The sequence below is a fragment of the Streptomyces tibetensis genome (genome assembly GCF_040647715.1).
Lineage (GTDB): Bacteria > Actinomycetota > Actinomycetes > Streptomycetales > Streptomycetaceae > Streptomyces > Streptomyces tibetensis_A.
Genome location: NZ_JBEZCR010000014.1, coordinates 14,397 through 37,489 on the forward strand (window position 1 = coordinate 14,397; position 23,093 = coordinate 37,489).

The following is a 23,093-nucleotide window of genomic DNA, read 5'->3' on the forward strand; positions in this document are numbered from 1 at the left end:
CTCCCAGTCATGACCCGCTTCGCGGTGCGCATCCCGGGTGAGGGACTCGCCGAGATCAACGGCGAGATCCTGGTCGTCGAGGAGGGCGGGTCCGTGCACGAGGCCGTGTTGGACCGCCTGCAACGGCACGCGCAGGAACGCGCCGCCGCGGTCGAGGCCACGGTGAACGACGGCTTCTCGGACGCCCACTTCGTGCTCCAGGTGGCACCCGACGGCTCCAGCCGCCTCCTCGATGCGATGGAGGGGGGTGAGGCGATGAGCCAAGCCCCCGAACCGGCGTCCCCCGTTCCCACCCCCGCCCCCGTTCCCACCCCCGCCTCCGCTCCCGCCTCGGCCTCCGCTCCCGCCTCGGCCCCCGCTCCCGCCCCCGTCTCGGCCGTCGCCGCGGCGGTCGCCCGGGCCAGGGCCGCAGCGACGGCACCCCCCGCACCTCTCCCACCCCCCGTTCCCGCCCCGCCTCCGCAGCCGTCCCGCCCCCTTCCGCCGGAACTCGCCGCCCGGGTCGCGCACATCAACGCGCTGACGGCCACGGGCCGGATCGAGGAGGCGTCCGCCGTGGTGACCGCCCTGCGTGAGGAGCTGACCCGGTCGGCGTGCACGGAGCACCCGGACGCGCTGGAGGCACGGGCCATGGAGGCGTACCTGGCGCACCTGCGCGGAGACCACAGGGAGGCGACCGTCCTGGCCCTCTCGGTGGCCCGGATTCTGTGCGGCGCCGGTGACCCCGGGGCCCCGGCGGCGATCGCACGGGCGGCGGCCGCCTGGCAGCGCCTGGAGGACGGCAGGGCGGCGGTCGTCCACGGCGGCGAACTGCTGCACATGTGGGACCGGTTGCGCGTCGGCGGCCGCCTCGCGCCGGCGGACGAACGACTGGCCCGCCGGGTGCGCGCCCGGGTGGAGTCGCTGTCGGCCCGCGTGTGACCGGACCCGCGATGTACGAGCCGTGGACCGCGCGTCAAACGAGCGTGGAACGCCCCTGACCACACTCCGTCGCACCGGAGGCCCCGATTCCAGCCGACTTGGCGGGACGGGCCGCCCCAAGCGGCAGGAGCAGGAGCACACCATGAACGTGACGGTGATCGGGTCCGCGAGCGCGGTGTCGCCCGAGGAGCGGGCGCTGAGGGACCTCTACCTGGAGCACGGTCCGGCCCTCTACGCGTACGTGCTGCGCATGCTGGGCGGGGACACCCACCGCACGGAGGACGTCCTTCAGGAGACGCTGCTGCGCTGCTGGAACAAGCAGACGCTCGCCGACGGCGAGGGCATGGCCGTACGCCCCTGGATGTTCCGCATCGCGCGCAACATCGTGATCGACGCACACCGGACGAAGATGGCCCGCCCGCAGGAGATAGGCGGCGCCGACTGGCTGGCCGAACTGGGCACCGACGCCGACGACATCGAACGCATGCTGTCGTCCATCGTGCTGCACGACGCCCTGCGGGCCCTGACACCGGCCCACCGCGAGGCCCTGGAGGCCACCTTCTTCGCCGACCGCACCACGCACCAGGCGGCCACCGCGCTGGGCGTCCCCCAGGGCACGGTGAAGTCCCGCGTCTACTACGCCCTGCGTAGCCTCAGAGCGGCCCTGGAGGAACGCGGTGTGCGCTGACCGGCCGGGCCGCGCGACCGCCCGCACGCCCGCAGTGGATGCGGCCCACGGCCCTACGCGAGTCCGAACAGCCCCGGATCCGACGCCAGCTTCTTGAAGACCTCCGCGGGATCCGCGACCAGCCGGCGCTGCTCCAGGTCCAGGATGCCGCCGACCGCCGTGATCTCCGCGGCCACCGTGCCGTCGGCCTTCACGACGGTCTGCTCGATCCGGAACGTCTTGCCGCCGCCCCACTCGAAGGCGCACGTCACCTCGACCTCGTCGCCCGCGAGCAGCTCGCGCTTGTAGCGGATGGTCGTCTCCAGGGCGACCGGGCCCACGCCGCTGCCGATGAGGGCGGACTGGCTGATCCCCGCGGCCTGGAGCAACGACCAGCGGGCGTGCTCCGCGTAGTTCAGATAGACCGCCTGGTTGAGGTGCCCCTGCACGTCCGTCTCGTATCCACGGACGGTCACTGGGACGGAATACGGCTTGCTCACGGCTTCCCCTTCTCGCACCGGATCTCTCCCACCGGACTCTCGTGCACCGCGCACCGATCCACCGATCTTGGCATGCTCATCACGCCCGGCGGGGCGAAGCCAGCAGATACCGTCTCCCGGTGCGCGGCTCACGGTGCTCGCTCACCTGCCAGCCTGCCCCCTCCAGGGTGGCCGCGCAGGCCCGCAGTGCCTCGCCGTCCGGCTCGTGGACGGCGACGGCCTCCGGCTGGGGGGTCTCCCGCACACGATAGCCCCCGCCCTCCTGGCCCGCGGGAGCGTGACCGGCCGCCTCCAGGGCCAGCGCCGCGGCGCGCACCAGATGCGTACGCTCCCAGCCGCACGGCCGGTCCACGTCCCCGCCCGGGTTGGTCATGCGGCGCAGCTCCAGCAGCCCCTGCCAGGCACTGTGCACCTCACGGCGCCGGGCGGGACCGGCCTCGAGAGTGGCCTCCTCGCCGCCGGCGCGTGCGGCGAAGACGCCCGTCGACGCGGGGGCCTGAGCGGACCCGGCCGTCTCGGGCACCTGGGTGATGCCCTGCCGCACCCGGTGCCCTTCCGGAGTCAGGAAGTGATCGTGCGGTGGCCGGGGGTGGCGGAACGCGAGACCCCGCTTCACCAGTGCCGCGAGCTGCGACTCCGTGCCACGCAGCCGCCCGGTGACGGGATCGGCGGCGTCGATGACACGCCGCTGTGCGACGGTCGGCGGTCGGGTCACGGCGTGCTCCTCTCCGGTCTCGGGCAGGCCCGGGGGCTTCACGGCCCACCTGCTCGAAGGCTACGACCCGCCACTGACATCCCGGGCCGGGACGACTCCCCGCCCCACACCCCGCCCCGCCGCACTCCGGCCCGTCGCACCCCGCCCCGCCGCACTCCGGCCCGTCGCGCGCCGGGGCTCGGGCCGCCAGGTGGCGACCAGCGCGGCGGCCAGCAGCAGCTCGGCCAGGTCGCCGCCGTAGTACATGACCTCCGCGCCGCCCTGCACCTGGTCGATCGGCGCGTGGATGTCCACCCAGAAGCCGCCGTACATCAACTGCGCGATCACGGCGTGCGCCGCGATCGCGACGCCGAGGTAGACCAGCCGGGCCCTGACCCCCGGCCGGGCGGGGGCCGGGTCGGGGCCGGCGATGGCGTGGGCGAACAGGCATCCGGAGAGCAGGAAGTGTGCGTGCAGCAGCCAGTGCGCCGCCGGGGCGGCCGTGATCGCGTCGTACAGGGGGGTGAAATACAGCACCGCGAGGCCGCCCGTGGAGAGCGCCAGCGCGACGGCCGGACGGGCGAGCAGGCGGGCGGGCGGACTGTGCAGCACCGCGGTCAGCCGTCGGCCCCCGGTGGCGGGCAGGGTGCGCAGCAGGAGCGTCACGGGAGCGGCCAGGACCAGGGCGAGCGGCGCGTACATGCCGATGAGCAGGTGCTGGACCATGTGCCCGCGGAAGTCCTCGTGGGCGAAGGGGGCCACGGGCGGCAGCAGCGCGATGCCGAGCAGGAGCATCCCGACCAGGAACCAGCCGGTCCGCCACCGGCTCCAGCCGATGACCGGATTGCGGCGGCATGCCCGGCGGACGAGCAGCACGTAGACACCGCATGCGGCGAGCAGCAGCAGCGCCGGCGGCAGCCAGTCCGGGGTGCCGCCGCCCGCCGCGTGCCCGTGCCCGTGCAGATGGTGGCCCATCAGCCGCGCGGGCCCTCATGCCGGCCGGCCGCCGCACCCGGGCCGACGGACCGGCCGCTGCGCCGCAGCAGATGGCCGCCGGCGACCAGCAGGGCGCCCAGGACGAGGAAGCCGATGTCCCACCACACCTGGCCCGCCCCGGCGTGGACGTGGTGGATGCCGAGGACGTGGTGGTCCAGCACGCCCTCCACGAGGTTGAACAGGCCCCAACCGACGAGCATCCAGCCCCACAGCACCCGGGAGGTCCACACCCGCAGCCGGTCGTGGGTGACCCGCGCGTACAGCACGGACAGCCCGAGCAGGACCGCGAGCCAGCACACGGTGTGGAAGACGCCGTCCCACAGGGTGTTCATCTCCAGACCGGAGACGGTGTGGGGGTCGTAGTACTTCACCCCGATGCGGTCCTGGTTGGTGCTGGAGAGCATGTGGTGCCACTGCAGCAACTGGTGCAGCAGGATGCCGTCGGCGAACCCGCCCATCCCGACCCCGAGCACGATGCCGGGCAACCGGAGGTCTGCCGGTCGTGGGGTGCCGACCCGGGCTTCGCCTTGCGTGGTGGCCATCACTCGTCTCCGCTCCTGCCTTGGGGGAAGGACCGAAGACGACGTTCCCTTCTGTACGGCGCTCACGCCCTGCGCTCTGCCCCCATCCGGCTCAAAGACCCTTTCCGGTCCCCGCGCAGGTCGGCGGGAAACGCTCGGCGTCTACTGGCGGTATCCGCCGAGGAACCGCCCGATCCGGCCGATCGCCGCCTCCAGGTCCTCCGCGTGCGGCAGGGTGAGGATGCGGAAGTGGTCCGGTGACGGCCAGTTGAAGCCGGTGCCCTGGACCACCTGGATCTTCTCCCGCAGCAGCAGGTCCAGCACGAACCGTTCGTCGTCGTGGATCCTGTGCACCTTGGGGTCCAGGCGCGGGAAGGCGTACAGCGCGCCCTTCGGCTTCACGCAGGTCACGCCCGGGATCTCGTTGAGCATCCGCCAGGCCACGTCCCGCTGCTCCAGCAGCCGCCCGCCCGGTGCGGTGAGCTCGCGGATGGACTGCCGGCCGCCGAGCGCGGCCTGGATGGCGTACTGCGCGGGCGCGTTGGCGCACAGCCGCATGGAGGCCAGCATGGTGAGGCCCTCCAGGTAGTCCTTGGCGTGCTGCCTCGGGCCCGTCACCACCAGCCAGCCGGAGCGGAAGCCCGCCACGCGGTAGGTCTTGGACAGCCCGCAGAAGGTGAGGACCACCAGGTCGGGGGCGAGCGCGGCGGCCGAGTGGTGCACGGCGGCGTCATAGAGGATCTGGTCGTAGATCTCGTCGGCGAAGACCATGAGGCCGTGCCGCCGGGCGAGGTCGCAGATGCCCTCGACGATCTCCTTGGGGTAGACCGCGCCGGTGGGGTTGTTCGGGTTGATGATCACGACCGCCTTGGTGCGGTCGGTGATCTTCGACGCCATGTCGTCGAGGTCGGGGTACCAGTCGGCCTGCTCGTCGCACAGGTAGTGGACGGCCTTGCCGCCCGCGAGGGTCGTCACCGCCGTCCAGAGGGGGAAGTCCGGGGCGGGGACGAGGATCTCGTCGCCGTCCTCGATGAGCGCCTGGACGGCCATCGACACCAGTTCCGATACGCCGTTGCCGAGGAAGACGTCGTCGACGTCGACCTCCAGGCCGAGCGTCTGGTAGCGCTGGGCGACGGCCCGGCGGGCGGAGAGGATGCCGCGCGAGTCGGTGTAGCCGTGCGCCTGCGGCAGCATCCGGATCATGTCCTGGAGGATCTCGTCCGGGGCCTCGAAGCCGAACAGCGCCGGATTGCCGGTGTTCAGGCGCAGCACGCTGTGCCCCGCCTCCTCCAGTGCGTTGGCGTGCTCGATGACCGGCCCGCGGATCTCGTAACAGACCTCGCTGAGCTTGCTCGACTGCCGGAACTCCATGCGCCGCTCTCCTCTGCCGATCGTGTTGCTTGGTTTTACCAAGTGCGCGCTTGGAAAGTCCAACAACTTGTCTAGACTGCGTCGCATGCCACCTCGCCGAAGCTACGACCAGTACTGCTCCGCAGCCCGCGCGCTCGACGCCGTCGGTGACCGCTGGACCCTGCTGATCGTCCGGGAGCTGCTCGCCGGTCCCCGCCGCTACACCGACCTGCACGCGGACCTGCCCGGCGTCAGCACCGACGTCCTCGCCTCGCGCCTGAAGGACATGGAGCGCGACGGCCTCGCGACCCGGCGCCGGCTGCCGCCGCCGGGGGCGGCGTACGTGTACGAAGTCACGCCTCGTGGGCGTGAGTTGCTGCCCGTGCTGCAGGCGCTGGGGGAGTGGGGGCAGGCCGAACTCGGGGAGCGCCGGCCGACGGACGCGGTCCGGGCCCACTGGTTCGCGCTGCCCCTGCTGCGCCTGCTGGACGGCGAGGGGCTCGTCGAAGTCCGCCTGGAGGAAGGCCTGTTCCATCTGTACGCCGGTGCCGAGGAGGGTCCCGTGTACGGCGACGGGCCCGCCCCGGGGGAGCCGGACGCGCGGCTGGTCCTGGACACCGCCACGTGCACGGCTCTCGGCCGGGGGGAGCTGGGTCTGGCCCGGGCCGTGGGGGAGGGCCGGGTCGAGGTCGGCGGCGAGGGAACCCTGGCCAAGGAGCTGCGGGAGGAAGGAGAGAAGGCCCGCACGGGGCGGGCCTTCTGAGAGCCGATTGATCAGGTGATGACCGATCAGGGGCGGGTCGGATGAGGCCCGGTCAGGCGCCCGGTGGTACCCGGGACGGCCTGCCCGTGCCGCGCGTCAGCGCGTACCCGCCGACACCCGCCAGGGCGGCCAGGACCCCGCCGATCGCGGTCCACACCCACCGGTCCGACCACCAGCCGGACGCCCAGCCGTCCTCGGGTTCGAGACCGGCCAGCACCGCCGCGTCCTCCCGCTCCTCCGCGGGCTTCGAGGCGATTCCCGGCACCAGGGGCTCGGCGAGCGAGCCGTCCACCGCCGCGGATCCGCCGATGTCCTTGGAGTCCACCCGTATCCCGGTGTCGACCGGGAGACCGAGGTCGGCGGTGGCGACGCCGGTGGCCGTCAGCCGGACGTAGTAGGTGCCCGGCAGGGGGTCGTTCGCCCACGTCTCCGACCAGGCCCGGACCGTGCGCAGGACGCAGGCCAGCTTCACGGAGGACGTGTCGGCTGCCGCGGTGCGTGTCTGCGCCCCGTACTGGCAGGCCTGACGGCGGCGCAGACCGTCGTAGACGTCGATCTGCCAGGTCTGCGAAGCGTGGGTCTCCGGCAGCTTCACCGTCGCCTCGACCGTGGGGCGCTGCCCGGTGTCGGCGGGGAACGACCAGTACAGGTAGTCACCCGTGGAGCCGCTCGCCGTGGCCCGCTGCCCCTGCTCGATCTCCGTCGCCGTGCGGAACGACGTGCCGGCCTGCGTGGGTGCCGACGCCTCGTCCTGCGACGGGCTCGGCGAGGCGTCGGCCGCGGCCGGGCCGGCCGCCACTCCGAGGGCGAGCAACGCCGCGCTCAACGCTCGTACCACTCGCATCAGTTGGTCCTCCAGACCGCGACCCGCCAGCGCGACAGCCAGCCCCAGACGAGACCGGCGAGGAAGCCGGTGAGGATCAGCACGCCGAGCAGCCACCAGCCGCGGCCGAGGCCGAAGGCGGCCACGTCGCCCGCCTGGTTCGGGGCGTCCACGACGTCCACCGTCAGCTCCAGCGGCAGACCGGGCGTGGTCTTCACGCCGGAGGCCGCCGAGAAGGAGTGCGAGACGGCGAGGCAGACCGCCTCGGCGGGCGCGTCCTCGTCGTCGCTCTCGGCCTTCGGGTAGCGCAGGCCCGTCGAGATCACGTCGGTGCGGCCGTTGCCCGCCGCCTCGCCGCGCACGATCTCGCGGCCCGTGGACGTCACGGCCCGCATCAGCACGCCGTAGCCGGGGTTCACGGCCCGGTCCGCGGCGACGCTCACCGAGGCGCGCAGCTCCTGACCCGGCCGCACGCCCACCCGGTAGAAGCGCTGCTGCCCGAACTCCTCGCGGTCGGTGTACAGGCCCGACTTCAGCGTCGGCGCAGCGGCGCACCGGTCGGCACCCTCGGCCGCCACCGGCGTCACCACCGGATCCGCCGCCCGGTCCACCAACTGGTTCACCCGGTCGGTGAGTTCGTCCTGGTGCTCGACCGAGGTGTAGGTGCCGCCCGTTGCTTCGGCGATGCAGCTCAGCTGCCGGCTCAGCTTGGCGGTCGGCACCAGGCCCAGGGTGTCGATGGTCAGGCCGATGCCCTTGGCCGCGATCTCGCGGGCCACCTCGCACGGGTCCAGCGGGGCGCAGGTGTCCTCGCCGTCGCTGATCAGCACGATGCGCTTGGAGCCGTCGCCGCCGTCCAGGTCACCGGCCGCCTTCAGCAGGGCCGGGCCGATCGGCGTCCAGCCCGTCGGGGTGAGGGTGGCGACGGCCGTCTTGGCCTCGGTGCGGTCGAGCGGGCCGACCGGGTAGAGCTGCGCGGTGTCCTTGCACCCCGTCTTGCGGTCGTTGCCCGGGTAGTTCGCGCCGAGGGTGCGGATACCGAGTTCGACCTCCTCGGGCGTCGCGTCGAGCACCTCGTTGAACGCCTGCTTCGCGGCGGCCATCCGAGACTGGCCGTCGATGTCCCGGGCCCGCATCGAGCCGCTCACATCGAGGACGAGGTCGACCTTGGGGGCGCCCTGGCCCGTGGGTTCGCCGGCGGCCGCCCCGGCCGGGAAGGCGAGCCCGGCCGTCAGCGCGGCGAGCAGGGCGCAGGCCCCTGCCGCCAGCCGTGTTCTTGTGATCATCGCCGGATCCTATTGATCACCCCGCTCCGGTTCCAAAACGGTCTTCATCGCAAGGGGTTGGGCAGTTCCGCCCACTGGTCCCCGGGCGTCTGCGGCGAGAGCCGCATCAGTGTCAGCGCCTTCGTGGGCAGCGGATCCGCGCACAGCGCCGCGAGGTCGGGGGTGCGCGGCAGGTCCCGTACGGCCGTCTCCAGCGCCGCTCCGAGGGCCGGACCCGACCCGGCCGTGCCGGCCAGTGCGCCCGCCACGAGCGAGCCGAACAGCTTGCGGCGGAGCGCACGTTCGTCGTCCGTGACCATACGGGCGGGCAGTTCGGGCACCGTGATGCCGTGCCGGGCCAGGCGGGCCGGGCTGACGCGGATGTCGGCCAGATCGCGGTAGACCAGCCGCAGCGGCTCTCCCGTCGCGGAGAGGATCACCAGGAGGTTCTGGCCGTGCGCCTCCAGGGCCACGCCCAGCTCCAGCAGCCGCAGCCCGACGGTGAGCGTGAGCCGTGCGAAACCGGCCAGCCAGGCGGGGGAGTGCGTGAGGCCGGTGGTGGCGAGCGCCGCCACCGGCAGGACCCGTTCACCGCTGCCCGCGTACGTCTGCGGCGACTCCCGCAGCACGGCCGCGAAGTCCGGGGAACCGGCCGCCGCCGCACCCAGTGTGCGGGTGACGTGCAGCAGACCGTCCGCACGCGCCGCCGGCGTGCCCGCGAAGTCCGACAGCACCGCCGAGGCGGCGACCGAGGGCAGGGAGATGTCCCGCACCGAGGACGTCAGCCGGGCGCTCAGCGAGGTCTTCACCTGCGGCCCGCCGGGCAGCGCCAGCGTCCGCAGGGACATCAGCGGATGCGCGGGGAGCCGCTCCTCGCAGGTGCGCTTCAGCACATGCGCCGCCTGCCACGGATGCACCGGCAGCACCACCCGCCCCCCGTCCCGCATATCGTCCGGCCACACGCCCGTCACCAGGCACTCCTCCGCCCGCACCGGCACCAGCCCCAGCTCCACGACGGGCCGGTGCTCGGGCCCGTAGGCCAGCTGCTCGGCCACCGAGAAGCCGGGCCTTGACCGGCACGTCGGATGGAAGGGGTGTCCGTCGACGATCCGCTGCTCCCACTCCCAGTCGCTCTCCGGCCACTCCTCCCGGCCCCCCTCCTGCCCCGCCCGCGACAACGCCAACGAGGCGACACTGTGACCGAGTTCGGCGGCGAAGGTGTCGGAGTGCGGTACGGCGAGGTCCGTCATCAGCCGCGCCGGATCCGCGTACGCCGCCTCGTCCAGCCGTACGACGGTGACGTACGCGCCGGTCGCGTACGGATCCGGCCGGGGGCCGTGCAGCCGGCGGCCGTCGGACAGGGACAGCGTCAGACCGTTCCGCGCCTGCTCCCGGCCCGCGACCCAGGGCAGCGGCTCGTGGGCGAGACCGCGCCACAGCCGGGACAGCACGGCCGCCCGCGCGCCGGGCAGGGCGGCCTCGTACCGGGGCACGAGCCCGGGCCGTACCACGGACAGCTCGTCGGCGACCTCGGCCTCGGCGGTGGGGGGACGGTGCACGGGCGGGCTCCTCGGGTACGAATAGGGGCGTCACAGCGGAACGGCGACGACCGACATACTGATCATCTCCGCCCGGCACGCTGGAACGACCATAGGGACGAGTGGAACGCGTGGACCTCATGCCCCCGCCCGCCGACGACGACTCGGCCCACGGTGACGACCCGGCCACCGGAGCCCTCGCCGACGCGTACGCTGCCGTGCCCCTGCTGAACTGCCTGCTGCGGGAGGTCGCCCGGCCGGTGCGCCGGGAGGGCGACCGTCGCGTCCACCGGCTGCCCGGCACGGGCCGGCTGCTGCGGGTGCGCGGAACGCGGCGGCCCGCCGAACCGGAGATCGAGGCCGCGGGCGCCTGGCACCGCGTCGGCCACACCGAGCTGGTCAAGCTCGTCGCCGAGGAGCTGCGCCGGCACACCGGGCTGTCCAACCACGAACTGCCCACCGAGATGCTCGACAGCCGCGACGCCGTGGCCGCCCTGCTCGCTGCCCGGGCCCGGGCCACGCCGCCCGACGATCCCTACCTGCGCTCCGAGCAGTCCCTCCTGACCGGCCACACCCACCACCCGGCCCCCAAGGCGCGCGGGGGCGGCCCCACGGTCCGCTGGCTGCCGTACGCGCCCGAGGCGTACGCCCGTTTCCCTCTCGTGCTGCTCGGCCTGCGCGAGGACACCGTCGTCGAGGAGGGCGACACCTCCGCCCTGGACGGCCTCGGCACGGCCCCGCCCGGCTACCGGCTGCTCCCGGCCCACCCCTGGCAGCTCGAGCTGACCGCGCGGGAGCTCGGCGGAGCCTTCGCGGACGGCAGGCTGATCCGGCTCGGCACCACCGCCTCCGATGCCTGGCCCACGGCCGCGATCCGCACGCTCTACACGCCCGAGCCAGATCTCTTCCTCAAGTTCAGCCTGGACGTGCGCATCACCAACGACATCCGCCGTCTGTGGCGCCACGACCTGCTCGCCCTGCGCAGGACGGACGCGGCCGTGTGCGCCGCCTTCGAGACGTCCGGCGGCCCCTCGGCCTGGCTCGGCGACCGCGGCTACCGCACCGCCGACTTCGCCTTCGAGGCCCTGGCCGTCCTCGTCCGCGACGGCTTCGCCGACCGCCTGCTGCCCGGCGCGGTCCCGGTGCTCGCCGCCGCTCTCGTCGAGGGCTTCGACGGCAGCCCGCTCGACCGCGCCGCCGACCCGGGGGCCTGGTGGGCGGCGTACCTGGCCCAGGTCGTGCCGCCGGTGCTGACGGCGTTCGCCGAGCACGGTGTCGTCATCGAAGCCCATCTGCAGAACACGCTGGTCGCCGTGGACGCCGACGGGCTGCCGGTGCAGGCGCTGTACCGGGACGCCGAGGGCGTGAAGCTGCTGCCGGACGTGACGCGGCAGGCCGGCTGGGAGCGGCTGGTGTACTGCCTGGTCGTCAACCACCTCATCGAGATCGCAGGCGCCCTCACCGAACGGCACCCCGGTTTCGACCCCTGGCCCGCCACCCGGCGCGAACTCGCCCGTCACGACCTCCCCGAGATCCCCGCCCTGCTCACCTCGCCGGCCCTCCCCGCGAAGACCAACCTGCTGCTGCGCTGGACCGGCGCGGACGGTGCCGACGCCCGCTACGGCCCGCTGCCCAACCCGCTCAGGGAAGGGACCTGACGCGCCGGGCCCGGCGTCCGCGTGACATGATCATCGCCACGCGCAGAGGCAGAGAGGGAGGGAGCGGTATGTCCGCGACGCCGAACGCAGGGCTTCCCTGCCGCATCGTCGTCTGCCGGGACTGCTGCTGCGGCACCCGCAAGATCAGAGGCGTCGATCACGCCGCCCAGACCGACCGCCTGCGCGAGGCCGCGCCGGTGCGCGTCTCCGACTGCCTCGACGTCTGCGACCAGGCCAACGTCATCGTCGTCCAGCCCTCCGCCGAGGGCCGGGCCGCCGGAGGCCGTCCGGTGTGGCTGGGCCTGGTCAACGACCCGGCCGCCACCGAGGACGTCGTCTCCTGGGTGCGGGCGGGCGGCCCCGGCGTCGCGCCGGTGCCCGAGATCCTCGACCTGTACGTCTTCAGCCCGCACAAGAAACGCGCCGCCGGCGGCTCATGAAGCAGGGCGTGGGACACGGGCCGCATGACACGGTCCGCCGTATGACATGACACGGGCCGCGCACGAAACGGCCGGCGTGTCAGTGCCTCATGACCGCGTCGCCGGCACACAGAGCACCGGCACGCCGGACAGGTGCAGCAGCTTGTGCGGGGTCGAGCCCAGCAACGCCCCGCGCACCGGGCTCTCGCCCCACGTGCCCACCACGATGACCCGGGCGCCATGACGGGCCGCCGCCTCGATCAGCGCCTGTGCGGGCCGCTCGTCGATGAGCTCCACCGACGTCCGCACCCCGGCCTCGTCGGCCACCCGCAGCGCATGGGCGAGCGCGGTGGAGCCGGCCTCGCGGACGGCCTCGTGATGAGCGCCGTACTCCTCACCCGTGACACCGGGGGCGGCGACGCCGTAGACGATCACCAGTGGTTCGTCGTACGCGGTCGCCACCTCGATGGCGACGCTCAGGGCGCTCAGGGCGCCCGGGGACTCGTCGTAGCCGAGGACCACCGACATCTTCAGGACTCCTTGCCGTCGACGAGCGCCGGGTCGACCACGCTCGGGTGTTCCGACCAGAAGGCGGGCGCCGTCAGCCGCCACACGACCATGAGGACCACGCCGGCGACGACGATGCCGATGCCGATGACGAGCGGCGGGCCGAGCCCGAACCACGAGACGCCGCTGTAGGAGTTCTCGGGGTCGGACATGTCCGCCACGGATTCCACCAGCAGCCACGCCAGCAGCCCCGCACCGATCAGCGGTCCGAGCCCGATCAGGAAGAAGTTGCGGGCGCTGCGGGTCAGCTGGCGGCGGTAGTAGACCGCACAGGCCAGACCCGTGAGCGCGTAGTAGAACGCGATCAGCAGCGACAGGGCGGTGAGGGAGTCGAAGAGGGCGTTCTCGCTGATGTGGAACAGGACGAGGTACCAGACGATGGCGATGGCCGCGACCCACCAGGTGCTCACGTCGGGGGTGCGGAAGCGCGGGTGGATGCGGCCGAACTGCGCGGGCAGCGCGTACCGGCGTGCCATGGACAGCCCGGTGCGCGAGGCCGGGATGATCGTCGTCTGTGTGGAGGCCAGCGCGGACGTCGACACCGCCAGCAGCACCACCCAGTCCCAGTCTCCCATCGCCTCCTCGGCGAGCAGCGCGAAGATGAACTCCTCCTCCGCCGCGTTCTCGGCGAGGTAGGCCGTGCCCGCGTAGGCCACGACCGCGAAGGCGACCGCGACATAGGTCACCAGCAGCAGCACCGTCGACCAGACGGCCGCCTTGCCGGGGGCGGTGGCCGAGTCCTCCACCTCCTCGGTGAGGTTGACCGCGGACTCCCACCCCCAGTAGATGAACACGCCCAGCAGCAGGGACGCGGTCAGGGACGCCCCGCCGGCTCCGAAGGGGTCGAGCCAGCTGAACTCCGGGGAGATGGCGTCGAGGGTGCCGGTGTCGGCGTAGACGCGGTAGAGCGCCACCACGGCGAAGGCGAGCAGACAGGCGACCTGCGCCAGGATGAGGACGTTCTGCACCTTGGCCGACAGCTCGGTGCCGATCACGCAGACGGCCGTCATCACCAGGATGAGCAGCACCGTCAGCAGCTGGCGCACCACGTCGTTGGCGGCCCAGCCGTCCAGGCCGACGGCGAGCAGGAAGAACGTCACGGCCACGTCGGCGAGCGATCCGACGACCAGGACGCCCGTCATCGTGATGGCCCAGCCGCCGAGCCAGCCCGCCCACGGCCCCATGGCCCGGGTGACCCAGGAGAACGTCGTGCCGCAGTCCTGGTCGACCTTGTTGAGGTAGTAGAACGCCGAGGCGATCAGCAGCATGGGCACGAACGACGCGAGCATGACGCCGGGGGCGTAGATGCCGACCAGTGCCACGACGGGGCCGATCACCGCCGCCACGGAGTACGCGGGGGAGGTGGCGTTGAGTCCGATGACCAGCGCGTCGACGAACCCGATCGCGTCGGGCTTCAGACTCACTTCCTCGGGCGGGCCCGGGTCCGTGGTGTCCTTGGCCATGCTCCCTCGCTCCCGTTGTGTGTGCGTCCATACAACAGGCACTTTCGGGGGGCTTTGGCTATTTATGTCCTTTCAGGACTTCATGTCGTTCTCCGGCCGCGGGCGATCGCCGAACGACTCGTCGTCGCCCGCCGGACGGGCGGACCGGGCCGTCCGGAGCGGTGCCCCTACGGCCCGGCACGCCGCGCTCCCGTGACACAGAGCCCCGGCACCCGCCGCCGGATGCACCCGCACCCCGGACGCGTCCACGGCCGGCCGCACTCCCGGACGCGTCCACGGCCGGCCGCGCCCGGGGTGCGGTCTGCCGTGGGCCTACGCCGTCCTGCGGTCCTGCGCGGGAGTCCAGCCGTGGTGGAGGGAGCGGTCCGCGGCGAGGATCGCGCGCTGGAGGGCCTGGATGCCGGGGGAGGGTTCCAGGCCGAGTTCCTTCACGAGCTGGTGGCGCAGATCGCGGTAGACCCGAAGGGCCTGGACGCGCCGCCCGACGCGGTAGAGGGCGAGCATCAGGTGGGCGTGGAGCTGTTCGTTCGTCCGGTCGGCAGCCGCCTGGGCGACCAGCTCACCCAGCAGTTCGTAGTGCCGGCCCAGGCGCAACTCCGCCGCGACGCATCGTTCGTAGGCGGCCTTGCGGCGCTCCTCCAGCTCGGTGCGGCGCAGCTCCAGCAGGGGGCCTGCCTCCAGGTTGGACAGCACCGTGCCCTTCCAGAGCGCGAGGGCGCGCCGGAACTGGGCGGAGGCCGCCACGTCGTCACCCGCGGCCGCGGCCCGGTGCCCGCGCTCGGTCAGCCGCCCGAACTCGTCCTGGTCGCTGCTCCAGGTGTGCGGGGTCAGGATGTATCCGCCCGGCCGGGTCCTGAGGACCGACTTGGGGTCCGTGCCGGGCGCGGCGGCGGTGAGTGTCTCGCGGATCTTGCTGACGTAGGTGTGGATCGCGGCGTTGGCCGTGCGGGGCACGCGGCCGGGCCAGAGCTCGCGTATGCAGTCGTCCAGCGCGACCGTGCGGCCCTTTTCGACGGCCAGCAGGGCGAGCAGCTTGGCGGGCTTGGCCGCGGTGGGCGTGAGTCTTCTGCCCGATATGCGTGCTTCGAATGGTCCGAGAATGCAAATGTCCATGGTGCCCCCCGTTTTGATTAGTGGTTACTTACCACTTAGTCGAGCCTAGAAATCCGCTTGTTGGCTGTCAACGACGATCGGCCGGGTGACCAAGTCTTGACTCTGGCCGCACTGTGGCATTGCCCGCTTCCCGCCCGGGCCGGTTTCCCCGCCCTTGACTCCTTCTTGGCACGGCCGGGTGAACTTCCGGAAAACCACACTCATCTGGCACACCCTTCAAGTGGAGCTGCTGCTTCCGCAGGGGGTTCCAAAGCCGTTCTAAAGCGTGGCTCCACGATCACGCTACGCAACTCCCGCACCGGCGAGCGGACTTCGTAGCTTTGGCCGCGTCCGATCCCGCCGGGACGCCTCCCGGGACCCGCTCTAGGAGTGATGCGAGTGCTGTTGGCAGACCACGGCTCACCGAAAGGTGGGGCATGGCGGCTGGTCACCGAGCGTGTGGTGGGCAGCGAGCCGTTACGCGTGCTGGAGCGGCCCTCGACCTCTCCCGGCGCGCCGGCCCTCGTGCTGGTGCACGGCTTCGAGGACGGCCCCGACACCTGGTCGCCCCTGGCCCGGCGACTCCCCCCGCACCTGCGTCTCTACGCCCTCCAACTGCCCTGGTCCTCCGGTTCGTCCCACCGCTGGGCGGACGAGGGCGGACCGGCTCTCTGGCTGGAAAAGGCCCTTGCCCTGGTGCCGGACCGGCCGGAAACGATCGTCGCCCACTCGTTCGGCGCGACGACCCTGCTGGACCTGCTCGCCCGCCGGCCGGCCTTCCACCAGCCGCCCGCCGTCCTCGTCGCCCCGGTCTACCGGCCGCACGACCGGCCCCTGGACCCGGAGTTCTACGCGGAGGCCCTGCGGCGCTTCCGCGGTGTGCTCGGCGAGGGGCTGCGCGCCCGGCTCGGACGGCGCGCCGCCACCGTGCCCGCGGACATCGTCGAGGCGATGACCGGCAAGGTCCGCGAGCGCGTGGAACCGCAGGGCTTCCTGCAGTTCTACGCCGCCCTCGCCCGCACGGCCGACCTCCCGCTGCACCGGATCACCTCCCCGGTGCGCCTGGTCAGCGGTCAGCACGACCCGTCCGCGCCGCCGGAGGCGGTGCGCGAACTCCTGCGGCGCCTCCCCGCGGCCGAGGCCACGCAGGACCCGTCCTTCGGGCACTTCTGCCAGGTCCAGGCGCCGGAGGCGGTCGCGGCGCACATCGTCGAATTCCTCGGCCGGCTCGGCCTGTACGAGCCCGACACGGAGGCACTCAGCGCATGACCCTGCAGAAACGTTCCTACGACGTCGTCATCAGCGGAGCCAGTATCGCGGGCACCACCGCCGCCATCCTGCTGGCCCGGCGCGGAGCCCGGGTCGCCCTGCTGGAGCGCCGCTCCGACCCCGCCGCCCACAAGGTGCTGTGCACCCACTACCTGCAGCCGTGCGCCTACCCGGTGCTCGCCGACCTCGACCTGATCGGGGAACTGGAGAAGGCGGGCGCGGTACGCAACGAGGCCCGCTGGTACACCCGTTGGGGCTGGATCGAACCCAAGGCGTCCCCCGGCGGCCCGGAGCTGCCGTACGCCTACAACGTGCGGCGCAGCACGCTCGACCCGATGATGCGCGGCCGTGCGGCCGAGACCCCCGGCGTCGACCTGCTGCTCGGGCACGCCGTGACCGGTCTGGTGAAGGAGGACGGCCGTGCGGTGGGCGTGCGCGTCACCCACCGGGACGAGGGCGAGAGCGAGATCCGCGCCCGGCTCGTCGTCGGCGCCGACGGCAAGGACTCGGCCGTCGCCCGGCTCGCGGGCGTGCCCGGCCGCACCCACGTCAACGGCCGCTTCAGCTACTTCGCGCACTTCCGGGACCTCCCGCTCAAGGACGGCATCACCCACTCCTGGTTCCTGGAGCCGGACATGGCCTACGCCATGCCCAACGACGACGGCGTGACGGTGGTCGCCGTCATCCCCGACAAGAAGCGCCTCCCCGCCTTCCGCGACGATCTCGAGGGCAGCTTCCTGCAGTTCGTCCGGGACCTGCCGCAGGCACCGCCGATCGACCTCGCCCAGCGCATCACCAAGATCACCGGCACGGTCAACTACCCCCTGCACAGCAGGCGTCCGACCGCGCCCGGTGTCGCCCTCATCGGCGACGCCGCCCTGTGCGGCGACCCACTCTGGGGCGTCGGCTGCGGCTGGGCCCTGCAGTCCGGGCAGTGGCTCGCCGAGACGGTGGGTGACGCGGTGACCGGACGCGGGGACCTCTCCGCGGCCCTCGACGCCTACCGGCGCCGGCACCGCAAGGCCCTGGCCGGGCACCAGCACCTCGCGGCCGACTACGCCAAGTCCCGTCCGTTCAACCCCTTCGAGCGGCTGATGTTCTCGGCCGCGGCCCGCGACGAGGACATGGCCCGGCACATGCACATGTTCGCCTCCCGCCTCATCGGCCCGCTGCGGTTCCTCAACCCGGTGGCCCTGGCCCGGGCTTCCGCGGTCAACCTCCGCCACCGCGGCACCGCCGCCCGCCCGGCGATGGCCGACGCGGGCCCGCTGCGCTGACCCCCGCCGCCCGCCCGGGCCCGGTCCGTCACGACGCCTTCCGCACGCACCACACCACGCTCCTGTCACGAAAGGCAGCCATCATGACCAGCACCGCTTCCGTCCTCACCGCCGAGCAGGACGCAGTCCTCCGCGCGATCGTCATCGAGGTCCTGGAGCTGGAGCCCGAGGAGCTCACCGACACCAGCAGCTTCATCGACGACCACGACGCCGACTCGCTGCTCGCCATCGAGATCCTCGCCCGCATCGAGAAGGACCTCGGCGTCACCATTCCGCAGGACGACCTGACCGAGATGACCAACCTCGACGGAGTGCGCGCCGTGGTGTCCCGAAGCCTGAAGGAGACCCGCGATGTCTGAGCGCGGCGCACGCCGGGTGGTCGTCACCGGCCTCGGCGCGGTGAGCAGCGCGGGCATCGGAGCGGACGCGTTCACCGCGTCCATCCGGGCCGGGCGACGGACCACCTCTCCCGTACGGTCCTTCGACCCCAGCGGCTTCCCGCACGTCCACGCCGGTGAGGTCCACGACTTCGACCCCCGCCGGTGGCTGGAGCGCATCGACCCCGCGCACTGGGGCCGCAGCGGCCAGTTCGCGGCCTCGGCCGCCCGGCTCGCGGTCCAGGACGCGGGACTGGCCGCCGACGACCTGGCCCGCACCCGGGCCGGCTCGGTGATGGGCACCACGAGCGGCGAGTCCGCCGTCATCGAGGAACTCGTCGGTGCCTGGGCCGCCGACGGCCTCAAGGCCCTGCCATCGGATGTGGTCGGCTCGGTGCCGGCCGGCCGGATCGCCGCCGCCGTCAACAGCGAACTCGGCCTGACCGGTGAGGCGCTGACCCTGGCCACCGCCTGCTCGGCGAGCAACTACGCCCTGGGCTACGCGTTCGACATGGTCGCCGACGGCGACGCCGAGTACATGCTGGCGGGCGGCGCGGACTCGCTCAACCGCTGGGCGCACGCCGGGTTCTACCGGCTCGGCGCCCTCGCCGAGGAGGTCTGCCGCCCCTTCGACGCCGACCGCAGCGGCATCCTCACCGCCGAGGGCGGGGTCGCGCTGCTCCTCGAACCGTACGAGCGGGCCGTGGCGCGCGGCGCCCGGATCTACGCCGAGGTGCTGGGCTACAGCGTGAACTGCGATGCCGAGCACATGGTGCACCCCGACCCGACCAGCATCGCGGCCTGCATCCGCGCGGCCCATCGCAGCGCCGGGGTCGAGCCCGGGCAGATCGACTACATCTGCGCCCACGGCACCGGCACCCGCACCAACGACGCCACCGAAGTCGCCGCCGCGCGCGAGGTGTTCGGGGACCGGCTCCCGCCGATCAGCTCCATCAAGTCCATGATCGGCCACACCATGGGAGCGGCCAGCGGCTTCGGCGCGCTCATCTGCTGCCGGGCGCTGTACGACGGCTTCCTTCCGCCCACCGCGGGTGTGGAGCGCACCGACCCCGACCTCGGCCCGGGCGTCGATCCGATCCCCGGCCGGGCCCGCACGGCACGGCCGCGGATCGTCGAGAACCACGGCTTCGCCTTCGGCGGCAACAACGCCATCACGATCCTCGGGAGGGTCGCATGACCTCGGCCGCAGCCCTTTCGGCCCCCCTGGCCGCCGGCCCGCTGCCGCCGGCCGCGCTCCTCGCCGTCACCGCGGTCGGCGCGGTGAGCGCCGCGGGTATCGGACTGGAGGCACTCGGACGCGCGGTCGCCGAGGGCCTCGCCGGACACGCCGACCCCGCGGGGCTGAGCGAGGAGAGCCTGCCGCCCCGCCCGGTGCGGGTCGTCCCCGATCTGCCGGTGGCCGAGCTGATCGGCCGCAAGGGCACCCGGCATCTGGACCGGACGACCAAACTGGCCCTGGTGGCCTGCCGGTTGACGCTCGACACCTACCCCGGGCAGGCCGGGGAGCGTTCGGGAGTCGTCCTGGGCACCAGCACCGGCAGCATCCGCAGCTCCAGCGAGTTCTCCATGGAGACCCTGCGTCAGGAGCGGCCGTATCTGGTCAACCCCAGCCTCTTCCCGAACACGGTGATGAACTGCGCGGCCGGCCAGCTCGCCATCCGGCACGGACTGCACGGCGTGAACGCCACGATCGCGGGCGGCCATCTCTCCGGCGTCCAGTCCCTCAGGTACGCGCGCAACGCCCTGCGTCAGGGACACGCCGACCGCATCCTGGTCGGCGGCGTGGAGGAGTTCTGCGCGCAGAGCGCCTGGGGCTGGCACCTGTCCGGCGCGCTCGGTGTCGACGCGCCCGTGGGGGAGGGCGCCGCCATGCTGATGGTCGAGCAGGAGGCGACGGCCTCCGACGCCGGCCGTCCGGTGCTCGCCCGGATCCTCGCCTGCGAGACGGGATACGGCGCCCCCGGCCGGCTGGCCGACGCGCTCGCCTCGGTCGTCACCGCTGCCCTGGAGCGCTGCGGCCGGCGGCCCGAGGAGGTCGGCGCGGTGTCGTACGGCGCCACCGGCCTCACGGGGCTGGAGCGCATCGAGGAACGCGCGGTGCGGGCGGCTCTGGGCGGACGGACACCCGGCCGCGGCGTCCGTGTGAAGGAGTCGGTCGGCGAGTGCTTCGGCGCCGCGGGGGTGCTGCAGATCGCCGGACTGCTCGGCGTGTGGCGGCACACCACCGCACCGGCCGGCGAACTCGCCCTGGTCACCGCCGTGGCCCGGGACGGCAACGTCGGCTGCGCGGTCCTGGAGTCGGGCGCCCCCGTCTGACGTACCGCAGATCCCTCGAAGGGTGCCGTGCCGTGGCACGGCACCCCGCCGCCCGGCGAAGGCGGCCTCGTCGCCCGACGGCTGGAAGGAAACACCGCTCCCGTGCCGCGTACCTGTGACGCCCCGCGCACCGCCCCCGCCTCGCCCGCCGAACTCGTCGCCGACTGCCTTTCGGGAGACCAGCGGGCGTGGGCGGCGCTCGTCGAGCAGTACTCACCCCTGGTGTGGACGGTGGCCCGCTCGCACCGCCTCGACCCCACCGACTGCGAGGAGGTGTACCAGCTCACCTGGCTGCGGGTGTACCAGAGTCTGGCCCGGCTGCACTCCCCGCACCGCTTCCCCGCCTGGATCACGACCTGCGCCCGGCGGGAGAGCCTCAGGCAATACCGCAAGGCGGGCCGGTACGTGCCGGTCGGCGACGGCTCGGTCCTGGACCGTCCCGCCGCGGAGCACGGACCCGAGGGTGCCCTGCTCTCGCGGGAGCGCCGCTCCGAGGTCCTCGTCGCACTGTCCGGCCTGCCCGCCCGGGACCGCGCTCTGCTGTCCTTGCTCAGCGCGGACCCCGCGCCCGGCTACGACGAGGTGAGCCGCCGGCTGGGCATCGCCCGCGGCTCCGTGGGGCCGCTGCGAGCCCGCGCCCTGCGCCGCCTCGCCGACCGGCTCAGCGCCCAGGACGCCCCGACCCCCGCGAAGGTGTGACCCCGTCACCGCCTGCGCGGTCTTCGGCCCCGGGGGGCGGCCTGTGCCGGGGCGTGGCGTCCGGGGCCGGCCGGCTCGCCGCAGCCGCGGAACTGATGCCGCCTCGCGGCCGACACCGAGGTGGGACCCCGTCAGGTCTCCCGCATGTCCGGCCCCGGGGGCGGCCTGCGCCGGGGCGTGGCGTCCGGAGCAGCCCAGTTCGCCACCTCCGTCTGCAGGCGCCGCGGGACCTCCCCGACTGCCTGCCGCACCATCGTCGTCAGCCACTCCTCGTCCGCGGAGAGGTCCGGCTCGCCGCCGTGCCGCATCGCGCGCCTCCTCACAGGCGGGTCGTCCTCGCCACCGCCGACACCGTCAGCGTGCCGCTGAGCAACGGGCCCGCAGCACCGTGGCGGACGGCCGCGGCGGCGACGAATCCGCCCGGCGCGTCGAGGTCCAGCAGTGTCCACGCGGGGTCGTCCGAGCCGGGCCGGCCGTCCACGCCGTGGGCGATGCCCGTGCCGAGCCCCTTCAGGTAGGCCTCCTTGCGCACCCACGTCCGCAGGAACGCGCCCGGGCGTTCGGCCTCGGGGAGCGCGTCGAGGACCTGTCGTTCGCCGGGGTGCAGCCAGCCGCCGACGGTCCGCTCGAGTCCCGGCCGGGCCGGTGCCGCCTCCAGATCGACTCCCACGGGGGCGGCCGCGAACGCGTACAGGACGGCGGTTCCGGAATGCGTCATGGAGAACTCCGGGCCGGTACCGCCGCGCACCCGGGGCCGGCCGTGCCCGGCGGCCCCGCAGCGCGGGCACGGCGCACGCTCGAAGACCACCTCGCCGGGACCGGTGCCCAGATATCGGGCGCACAGGAGCCGCAGCCCGGCGTGGGCCAGCACGAAACGGTTCCGGCTCTCCGGCTCGCGCAGCCGCTCGGCGCGCGCCGACTCGGCCGCGTCGAGCACCGAGCCGGCCCGCCCCGGGGACGCGCCCGGCGGCACCGGCAGCCACCACACGTGCAGCTCGCCGGGCCGTGGGCGGGCACGCGCCGGGGTCACAGGGCCACGCCGCCGTCGACCTGGAGGATCTGCCCGGTGATGTAGCCGGCCTTGTCCGACATCAGGAACGCAGTGAGGTCGGCGACTTCCTGCGCGGTGCCGAAGCGGCGCAACGGAACCGCGGCGACGGCCTCCTTGCGCGCCTTGTCGCTCATCTCATCGGTCATGTCGGTGTCGATGAACCCGGGGGCCACGGCGTTGACCCGGACGCCCTGCCGGGCCAGCTCCTTGGCGAGGGTGCGGGTCAGGCTGTTCACTCCGCCCTTGGACGCCGAGTAGTTGGCCTGGGTGGCATGACCGTAGACACCGGCCACGGACGAGATGTTGACGATGACGCCCGCCCGCCGCTTGAGCATGCCGAAGCCGACCGTACGGCAGAAGTGGAAGGTGCCCGTGAGATTGGTGTCGATGACCGCCCCCCAGTCCTCGACCGGCATCATCACCAGATGGCTGTCCCGGACGATGCCCGCGGAGTTCACGAGGCCGTACACGGGCCCGAGTTCGTGCTCCGCCTGCTTGACGAACGTCTCCACGGCCTGGTGGTCGGCGACGTCGCACGGCGCGTGGAAGCAGGCCGCTCCCTGCGCGCGGACGAGTTCGGCCGTCTCCTCCGCGGCGGCGGAACGGCTGCGGCCGCAGAAGGCGATGTCGTACCCCTCGGCGGCGAGCTGGACGGCGACGGCGCGTCCGATGCTGCGCGAGCCCCCCGAGACGATGACGACACGGCGCTGACTGTCCTGCATGGCCACGGTTCCCTCCACGTACGGTTCCCTCGACGGGGCCGCTCAGGCCCCCTGCGGTCCGGTCACCGGGGGACGTCCTGTCAGGGTGTCGTCCCGCCGGCCCCCGTACAGAGGCCGCGGAGAG

The 23,093-nt window shown here is 73.2% G+C and carries 25 protein-coding genes; 11 read left to right on the top strand and 14 right to left on the bottom strand.

All coding sequences use genetic code 11. The features are described 5' to 3' along the window. Positions 1-9 precede the first annotated feature (9 nt). Positions 10-921 (top strand): hypothetical protein, encoded by a 912-nt coding sequence (locus AB0B29_RS31230; RefSeq protein WP_362244985.1) that lies wholly within the window; start codon positions 10-12, stop codon positions 919-921. Between the two features lie 142 nt (positions 922-1,063). Further along, the gene (locus tag AB0B29_RS31235; RefSeq protein WP_362244987.1) at positions 1,064-1,609 is read left to right on the top strand and encodes a sigma-70 family RNA polymerase sigma factor; all 546 of its coding nucleotides are present in this window, start codon (positions 1,064-1,066) and stop codon (positions 1,607-1,609) included. 53 nt (positions 1,610-1,662) lie between these two features. Here the strand turns inward: AB0B29_RS31235 and AB0B29_RS31240 are convergent, their stop codons facing one another. From AB0B29_RS31240 to AB0B29_RS31260, 5 genes are all read right to left on the bottom strand, one after another. Further along, positions 1,663-2,088, bottom strand: a complete 426-nt coding sequence (locus tag AB0B29_RS31240; RefSeq protein WP_362244989.1) for an acyl-CoA thioesterase — start codon at positions 2,086-2,088, stop codon at positions 1,663-1,665. A gap of 79 nt (positions 2,089-2,167) precedes the next feature. Beyond that, the gene (locus AB0B29_RS31245) at positions 2,168-2,803 is read right to left on the bottom strand and encodes a hypothetical protein (RefSeq protein ID WP_362244991.1); all 636 of its coding nucleotides are present in this window, start codon (positions 2,801-2,803) and stop codon (positions 2,168-2,170) included. Between the two features lie 60 nt (positions 2,804-2,863). Continuing rightward, entirely contained in the window at positions 2,864-3,757 is an 894-nt protein-coding gene (locus AB0B29_RS31250) for a cytochrome c oxidase assembly protein (protein ID WP_362244993.1), read from the bottom strand. Beyond that, positions 3,757-4,320, bottom strand: a complete 564-nt coding sequence (locus tag AB0B29_RS31255) for a DUF2243 domain-containing protein (RefSeq protein WP_362244995.1) — start codon at positions 4,318-4,320, stop codon at positions 3,757-3,759. The genes AB0B29_RS31250 and AB0B29_RS31255 overlap by 1 nt, the downstream gene beginning before the upstream one ends. Positions 4,321-4,461: 141 nt before the next feature. After that, on the bottom strand, positions 4,462-5,670 hold the full coding sequence (locus AB0B29_RS31260; protein ID WP_362244997.1) for a pyridoxal phosphate-dependent aminotransferase: 1,209 nt from the start codon (positions 5,668-5,670) through the stop codon (positions 4,462-4,464). Positions 5,671-5,755: 85 nt separating this feature from the next. Between AB0B29_RS31260 and AB0B29_RS31265 the strand changes: the two genes are divergently transcribed. Further along, positions 5,756-6,412, top strand: coding sequence for a winged helix-turn-helix transcriptional regulator (locus tag AB0B29_RS31265; protein WP_362244999.1), 657 nt, complete (start codon positions 5,756-5,758; stop codon positions 6,410-6,412). 52 nt (positions 6,413-6,464) lie between these two features. Here the strand turns inward: AB0B29_RS31265 and AB0B29_RS31270 are convergent, their stop codons facing one another. From AB0B29_RS31270 to AB0B29_RS31280, 3 genes are read right to left on the bottom strand one after another with little or no spacing between them, the layout of a single operon-like run. Continuing rightward, positions 6,465-7,256: a hypothetical protein gene (locus AB0B29_RS31270; protein ID WP_362245001.1), complete on the bottom strand. Its 792-nt coding sequence runs from the start codon at positions 7,254-7,256 to the stop codon at positions 6,465-6,467. Beyond that, a complete protein-coding gene (locus AB0B29_RS31275) occupies positions 7,256-8,521 on the bottom strand; it encodes a VWA domain-containing protein (protein WP_362245003.1) in 1,266 nt (421 codons plus the stop codon). The genes AB0B29_RS31270 and AB0B29_RS31275 overlap by 1 nt, the downstream gene beginning before the upstream one ends. A gap of 44 nt (positions 8,522-8,565) precedes the next feature. Continuing rightward, the gene (locus AB0B29_RS31280) at positions 8,566-10,059 is read right to left on the bottom strand and encodes an IucA/IucC family protein (protein WP_362245005.1); all 1,494 of its coding nucleotides are present in this window, start codon (positions 10,057-10,059) and stop codon (positions 8,566-8,568) included. A gap of 101 nt (positions 10,060-10,160) precedes the next feature. Between AB0B29_RS31280 and AB0B29_RS31285 the strand changes: the two genes are divergently transcribed. Continuing rightward, positions 10,161-11,696 (top strand): IucA/IucC family protein, encoded by a 1,536-nt coding sequence (locus AB0B29_RS31285; protein WP_436845923.1) that lies wholly within the window; start codon positions 10,161-10,163, stop codon positions 11,694-11,696. Between the two features lie 68 nt (positions 11,697-11,764). Further along, complete coding sequence (locus AB0B29_RS31290; protein ID WP_362245007.1) at positions 11,765-12,136, top strand: (2Fe-2S) ferredoxin domain-containing protein; 372 nt, start codon at positions 11,765-11,767, stop codon at positions 12,134-12,136. Positions 12,137-12,223: 87 nt separating this feature from the next. On the opposite strand, the gene AB0B29_RS31295 is transcribed toward AB0B29_RS31290, so the two are convergent. The 3 genes from AB0B29_RS31295 to AB0B29_RS31305 form a co-directional block, all read right to left on the bottom strand. Then, entirely contained in the window at positions 12,224-12,643 is a 420-nt protein-coding gene (locus AB0B29_RS31295) for a universal stress protein (protein ID WP_362245009.1), read from the bottom strand. 2 nt (positions 12,644-12,645) lie between these two features. Continuing rightward, the gene (locus AB0B29_RS31300; RefSeq protein WP_362245011.1) at positions 12,646-14,145 is read right to left on the bottom strand and encodes an APC family permease; all 1,500 of its coding nucleotides are present in this window, start codon (positions 14,143-14,145) and stop codon (positions 12,646-12,648) included. A gap of 312 nt (positions 14,146-14,457) precedes the next feature. After that, positions 14,458-15,258 (bottom strand): AfsR/SARP family transcriptional regulator, encoded by an 801-nt coding sequence (locus AB0B29_RS31305; protein ID WP_362245013.1) that lies wholly within the window; start codon positions 15,256-15,258, stop codon positions 14,458-14,460. A 378-nt stretch (positions 15,259-15,636) separates the two neighbouring features. On the opposite strand from AB0B29_RS31305, the gene AB0B29_RS31310 reads away from it, so the two are divergent. From AB0B29_RS31310 to AB0B29_RS31335, 6 genes are all read left to right on the top strand, one after another. Further along, entirely contained in the window at positions 15,637-16,506 is an 870-nt protein-coding gene (locus AB0B29_RS31310; protein ID WP_362245015.1) for an alpha/beta fold hydrolase, read from the top strand. Then, complete coding sequence (locus tag AB0B29_RS31315) at positions 16,503-17,783, top strand: NAD(P)/FAD-dependent oxidoreductase (protein WP_362245017.1); 1,281 nt, start codon at positions 16,503-16,505, stop codon at positions 17,781-17,783. The genes AB0B29_RS31310 and AB0B29_RS31315 overlap by 4 nt, the downstream gene beginning before the upstream one ends. A gap of 83 nt (positions 17,784-17,866) precedes the next feature. Next, complete coding sequence (locus AB0B29_RS31320) at positions 17,867-18,142, top strand: acyl carrier protein (protein WP_362245019.1); 276 nt, start codon at positions 17,867-17,869, stop codon at positions 18,140-18,142. Further along, positions 18,135-19,358 carry a beta-ketoacyl-[acyl-carrier-protein] synthase family protein gene (locus AB0B29_RS31325; RefSeq protein ID WP_362245021.1) on the top strand — a complete coding sequence of 408 codons (1,224 nt, stop codon included), beginning with the start codon at positions 18,135-18,137 and terminating at the stop codon, positions 19,356-19,358. The genes AB0B29_RS31320 and AB0B29_RS31325 overlap by 8 nt, the downstream gene beginning before the upstream one ends. Beyond that, positions 19,355-20,497, top strand: a complete 1,143-nt coding sequence (locus tag AB0B29_RS31330) for a beta-ketoacyl synthase N-terminal-like domain-containing protein (protein ID WP_362245023.1) — start codon at positions 19,355-19,357, stop codon at positions 20,495-20,497. Before AB0B29_RS31325 ends, AB0B29_RS31330 begins: the two co-directional genes overlap by 4 nt. Before the next feature lie 102 nt (positions 20,498-20,599). Then, positions 20,600-21,196 carry an RNA polymerase sigma factor gene (locus AB0B29_RS31335; protein WP_362245025.1) on the top strand — a complete coding sequence of 199 codons (597 nt, stop codon included), beginning with the start codon at positions 20,600-20,602 and terminating at the stop codon, positions 21,194-21,196. Positions 21,197-21,327: 131 nt separating this feature from the next. On the opposite strand, the gene AB0B29_RS31340 is transcribed toward AB0B29_RS31335, so the two are convergent. From AB0B29_RS31340 to fabG, 3 genes are read right to left on the bottom strand one after another with little or no spacing between them, the layout of a single operon-like run. Next, positions 21,328-21,504: a hypothetical protein gene (locus AB0B29_RS31340; RefSeq protein ID WP_362245027.1), complete on the bottom strand. Its 177-nt coding sequence runs from the start codon at positions 21,502-21,504 to the stop codon at positions 21,328-21,330. Positions 21,505-21,515: 11 nt separating this feature from the next. After that, entirely contained in the window at positions 21,516-22,226 is a 711-nt protein-coding gene (locus tag AB0B29_RS31345; RefSeq protein WP_362245029.1) for a 4'-phosphopantetheinyl transferase family protein, read from the bottom strand. Continuing rightward, complete coding sequence (gene fabG / locus AB0B29_RS31350; protein WP_362245321.1) at positions 22,223-22,969, bottom strand: 3-oxoacyl-ACP reductase FabG; 747 nt, start codon at positions 22,967-22,969, stop codon at positions 22,223-22,225. Before fabG ends, AB0B29_RS31345 begins: the two co-directional genes overlap by 4 nt. Positions 22,970-23,093: the final 124 nt, after the last annotated feature.

Excerpts from the sequence above, each read along its gene's own strand:
- AB0B29_RS31315 (WP_362245017.1), top strand. The coding sequence starts at position 16,503 with ATGACCCTGCAGAAACGTTCCTACGACGTCGTCATCAGCGGAGCCAGT.
- AB0B29_RS31265 (WP_362244999.1), top strand. The coding sequence starts at position 5,756 with ATGCCACCTCGCCGAAGCTACGACCAGTACTGCTCCGCAGCCCGCGCG.
- AB0B29_RS31295 (WP_362245009.1), bottom strand. The coding sequence starts at position 12,643 with ATGTCGGTGGTCCTCGGCTACGACGAGTCCCCGGGCGCCCTGAGCGCC.
- AB0B29_RS31305 (WP_362245013.1), bottom strand. The coding sequence starts at position 15,258 with ATGGACATTTGCATTCTCGGACCATTCGAAGCACGCATATCGGGCAGA.
- AB0B29_RS31320 (WP_362245019.1), top strand. The coding sequence starts at position 17,867 with ATGACCAGCACCGCTTCCGTCCTCACCGCCGAGCAGGACGCAGTCCTC.
- AB0B29_RS31260 (WP_362244997.1), bottom strand. The coding sequence starts at position 5,670 with ATGGAGTTCCGGCAGTCGAGCAAGCTCAGCGAGGTCTGTTACGAGATC.
- AB0B29_RS31325 (WP_362245021.1), top strand. The coding sequence starts at position 18,135 with ATGTCTGAGCGCGGCGCACGCCGGGTGGTCGTCACCGGCCTCGGCGCG.
- AB0B29_RS31330 (WP_362245023.1), top strand. The coding sequence starts at position 19,355 with ATGACCTCGGCCGCAGCCCTTTCGGCCCCCCTGGCCGCCGGCCCGCTG.
- AB0B29_RS31250 (WP_362244993.1), bottom strand. The coding sequence starts at position 3,757 with ATGGGCCACCATCTGCACGGGCACGGGCACGCGGCGGGCGGCGGCACC.
- AB0B29_RS31230 (WP_362244985.1), top strand. The coding sequence starts at position 10 with ATGACCCGCTTCGCGGTGCGCATCCCGGGTGAGGGACTCGCCGAGATC.
- AB0B29_RS31290 (WP_362245007.1), top strand. The coding sequence starts at position 11,765 with ATGTCCGCGACGCCGAACGCAGGGCTTCCCTGCCGCATCGTCGTCTGC.
- fabG (WP_362245321.1), bottom strand. The coding sequence starts at position 22,969 with ATGCAGGACAGTCAGCGCCGTGTCGTCATCGTCTCGGGGGGCTCGCGC.
- AB0B29_RS31255 (WP_362244995.1), bottom strand. The coding sequence starts at position 4,320 with ATGGCCACCACGCAAGGCGAAGCCCGGGTCGGCACCCCACGACCGGCA.
- AB0B29_RS31340 (WP_362245027.1), bottom strand. The coding sequence starts at position 21,504 with ATGCGGCACGGCGGCGAGCCGGACCTCTCCGCGGACGAGGAGTGGCTG.
- AB0B29_RS31300 (WP_362245011.1), bottom strand. The coding sequence starts at position 14,145 with ATGGCCAAGGACACCACGGACCCGGGCCCGCCCGAGGAAGTGAGTCTG.
- AB0B29_RS31270 (WP_362245001.1), bottom strand. The coding sequence starts at position 7,256 with ATGCGAGTGGTACGAGCGTTGAGCGCGGCGTTGCTCGCCCTCGGAGTG.
- AB0B29_RS31235 (WP_362244987.1), top strand. The coding sequence starts at position 1,064 with ATGAACGTGACGGTGATCGGGTCCGCGAGCGCGGTGTCGCCCGAGGAG.
- AB0B29_RS31275 (WP_362245003.1), bottom strand. The coding sequence starts at position 8,521 with ATGATCACAAGAACACGGCTGGCGGCAGGGGCCTGCGCCCTGCTCGCC.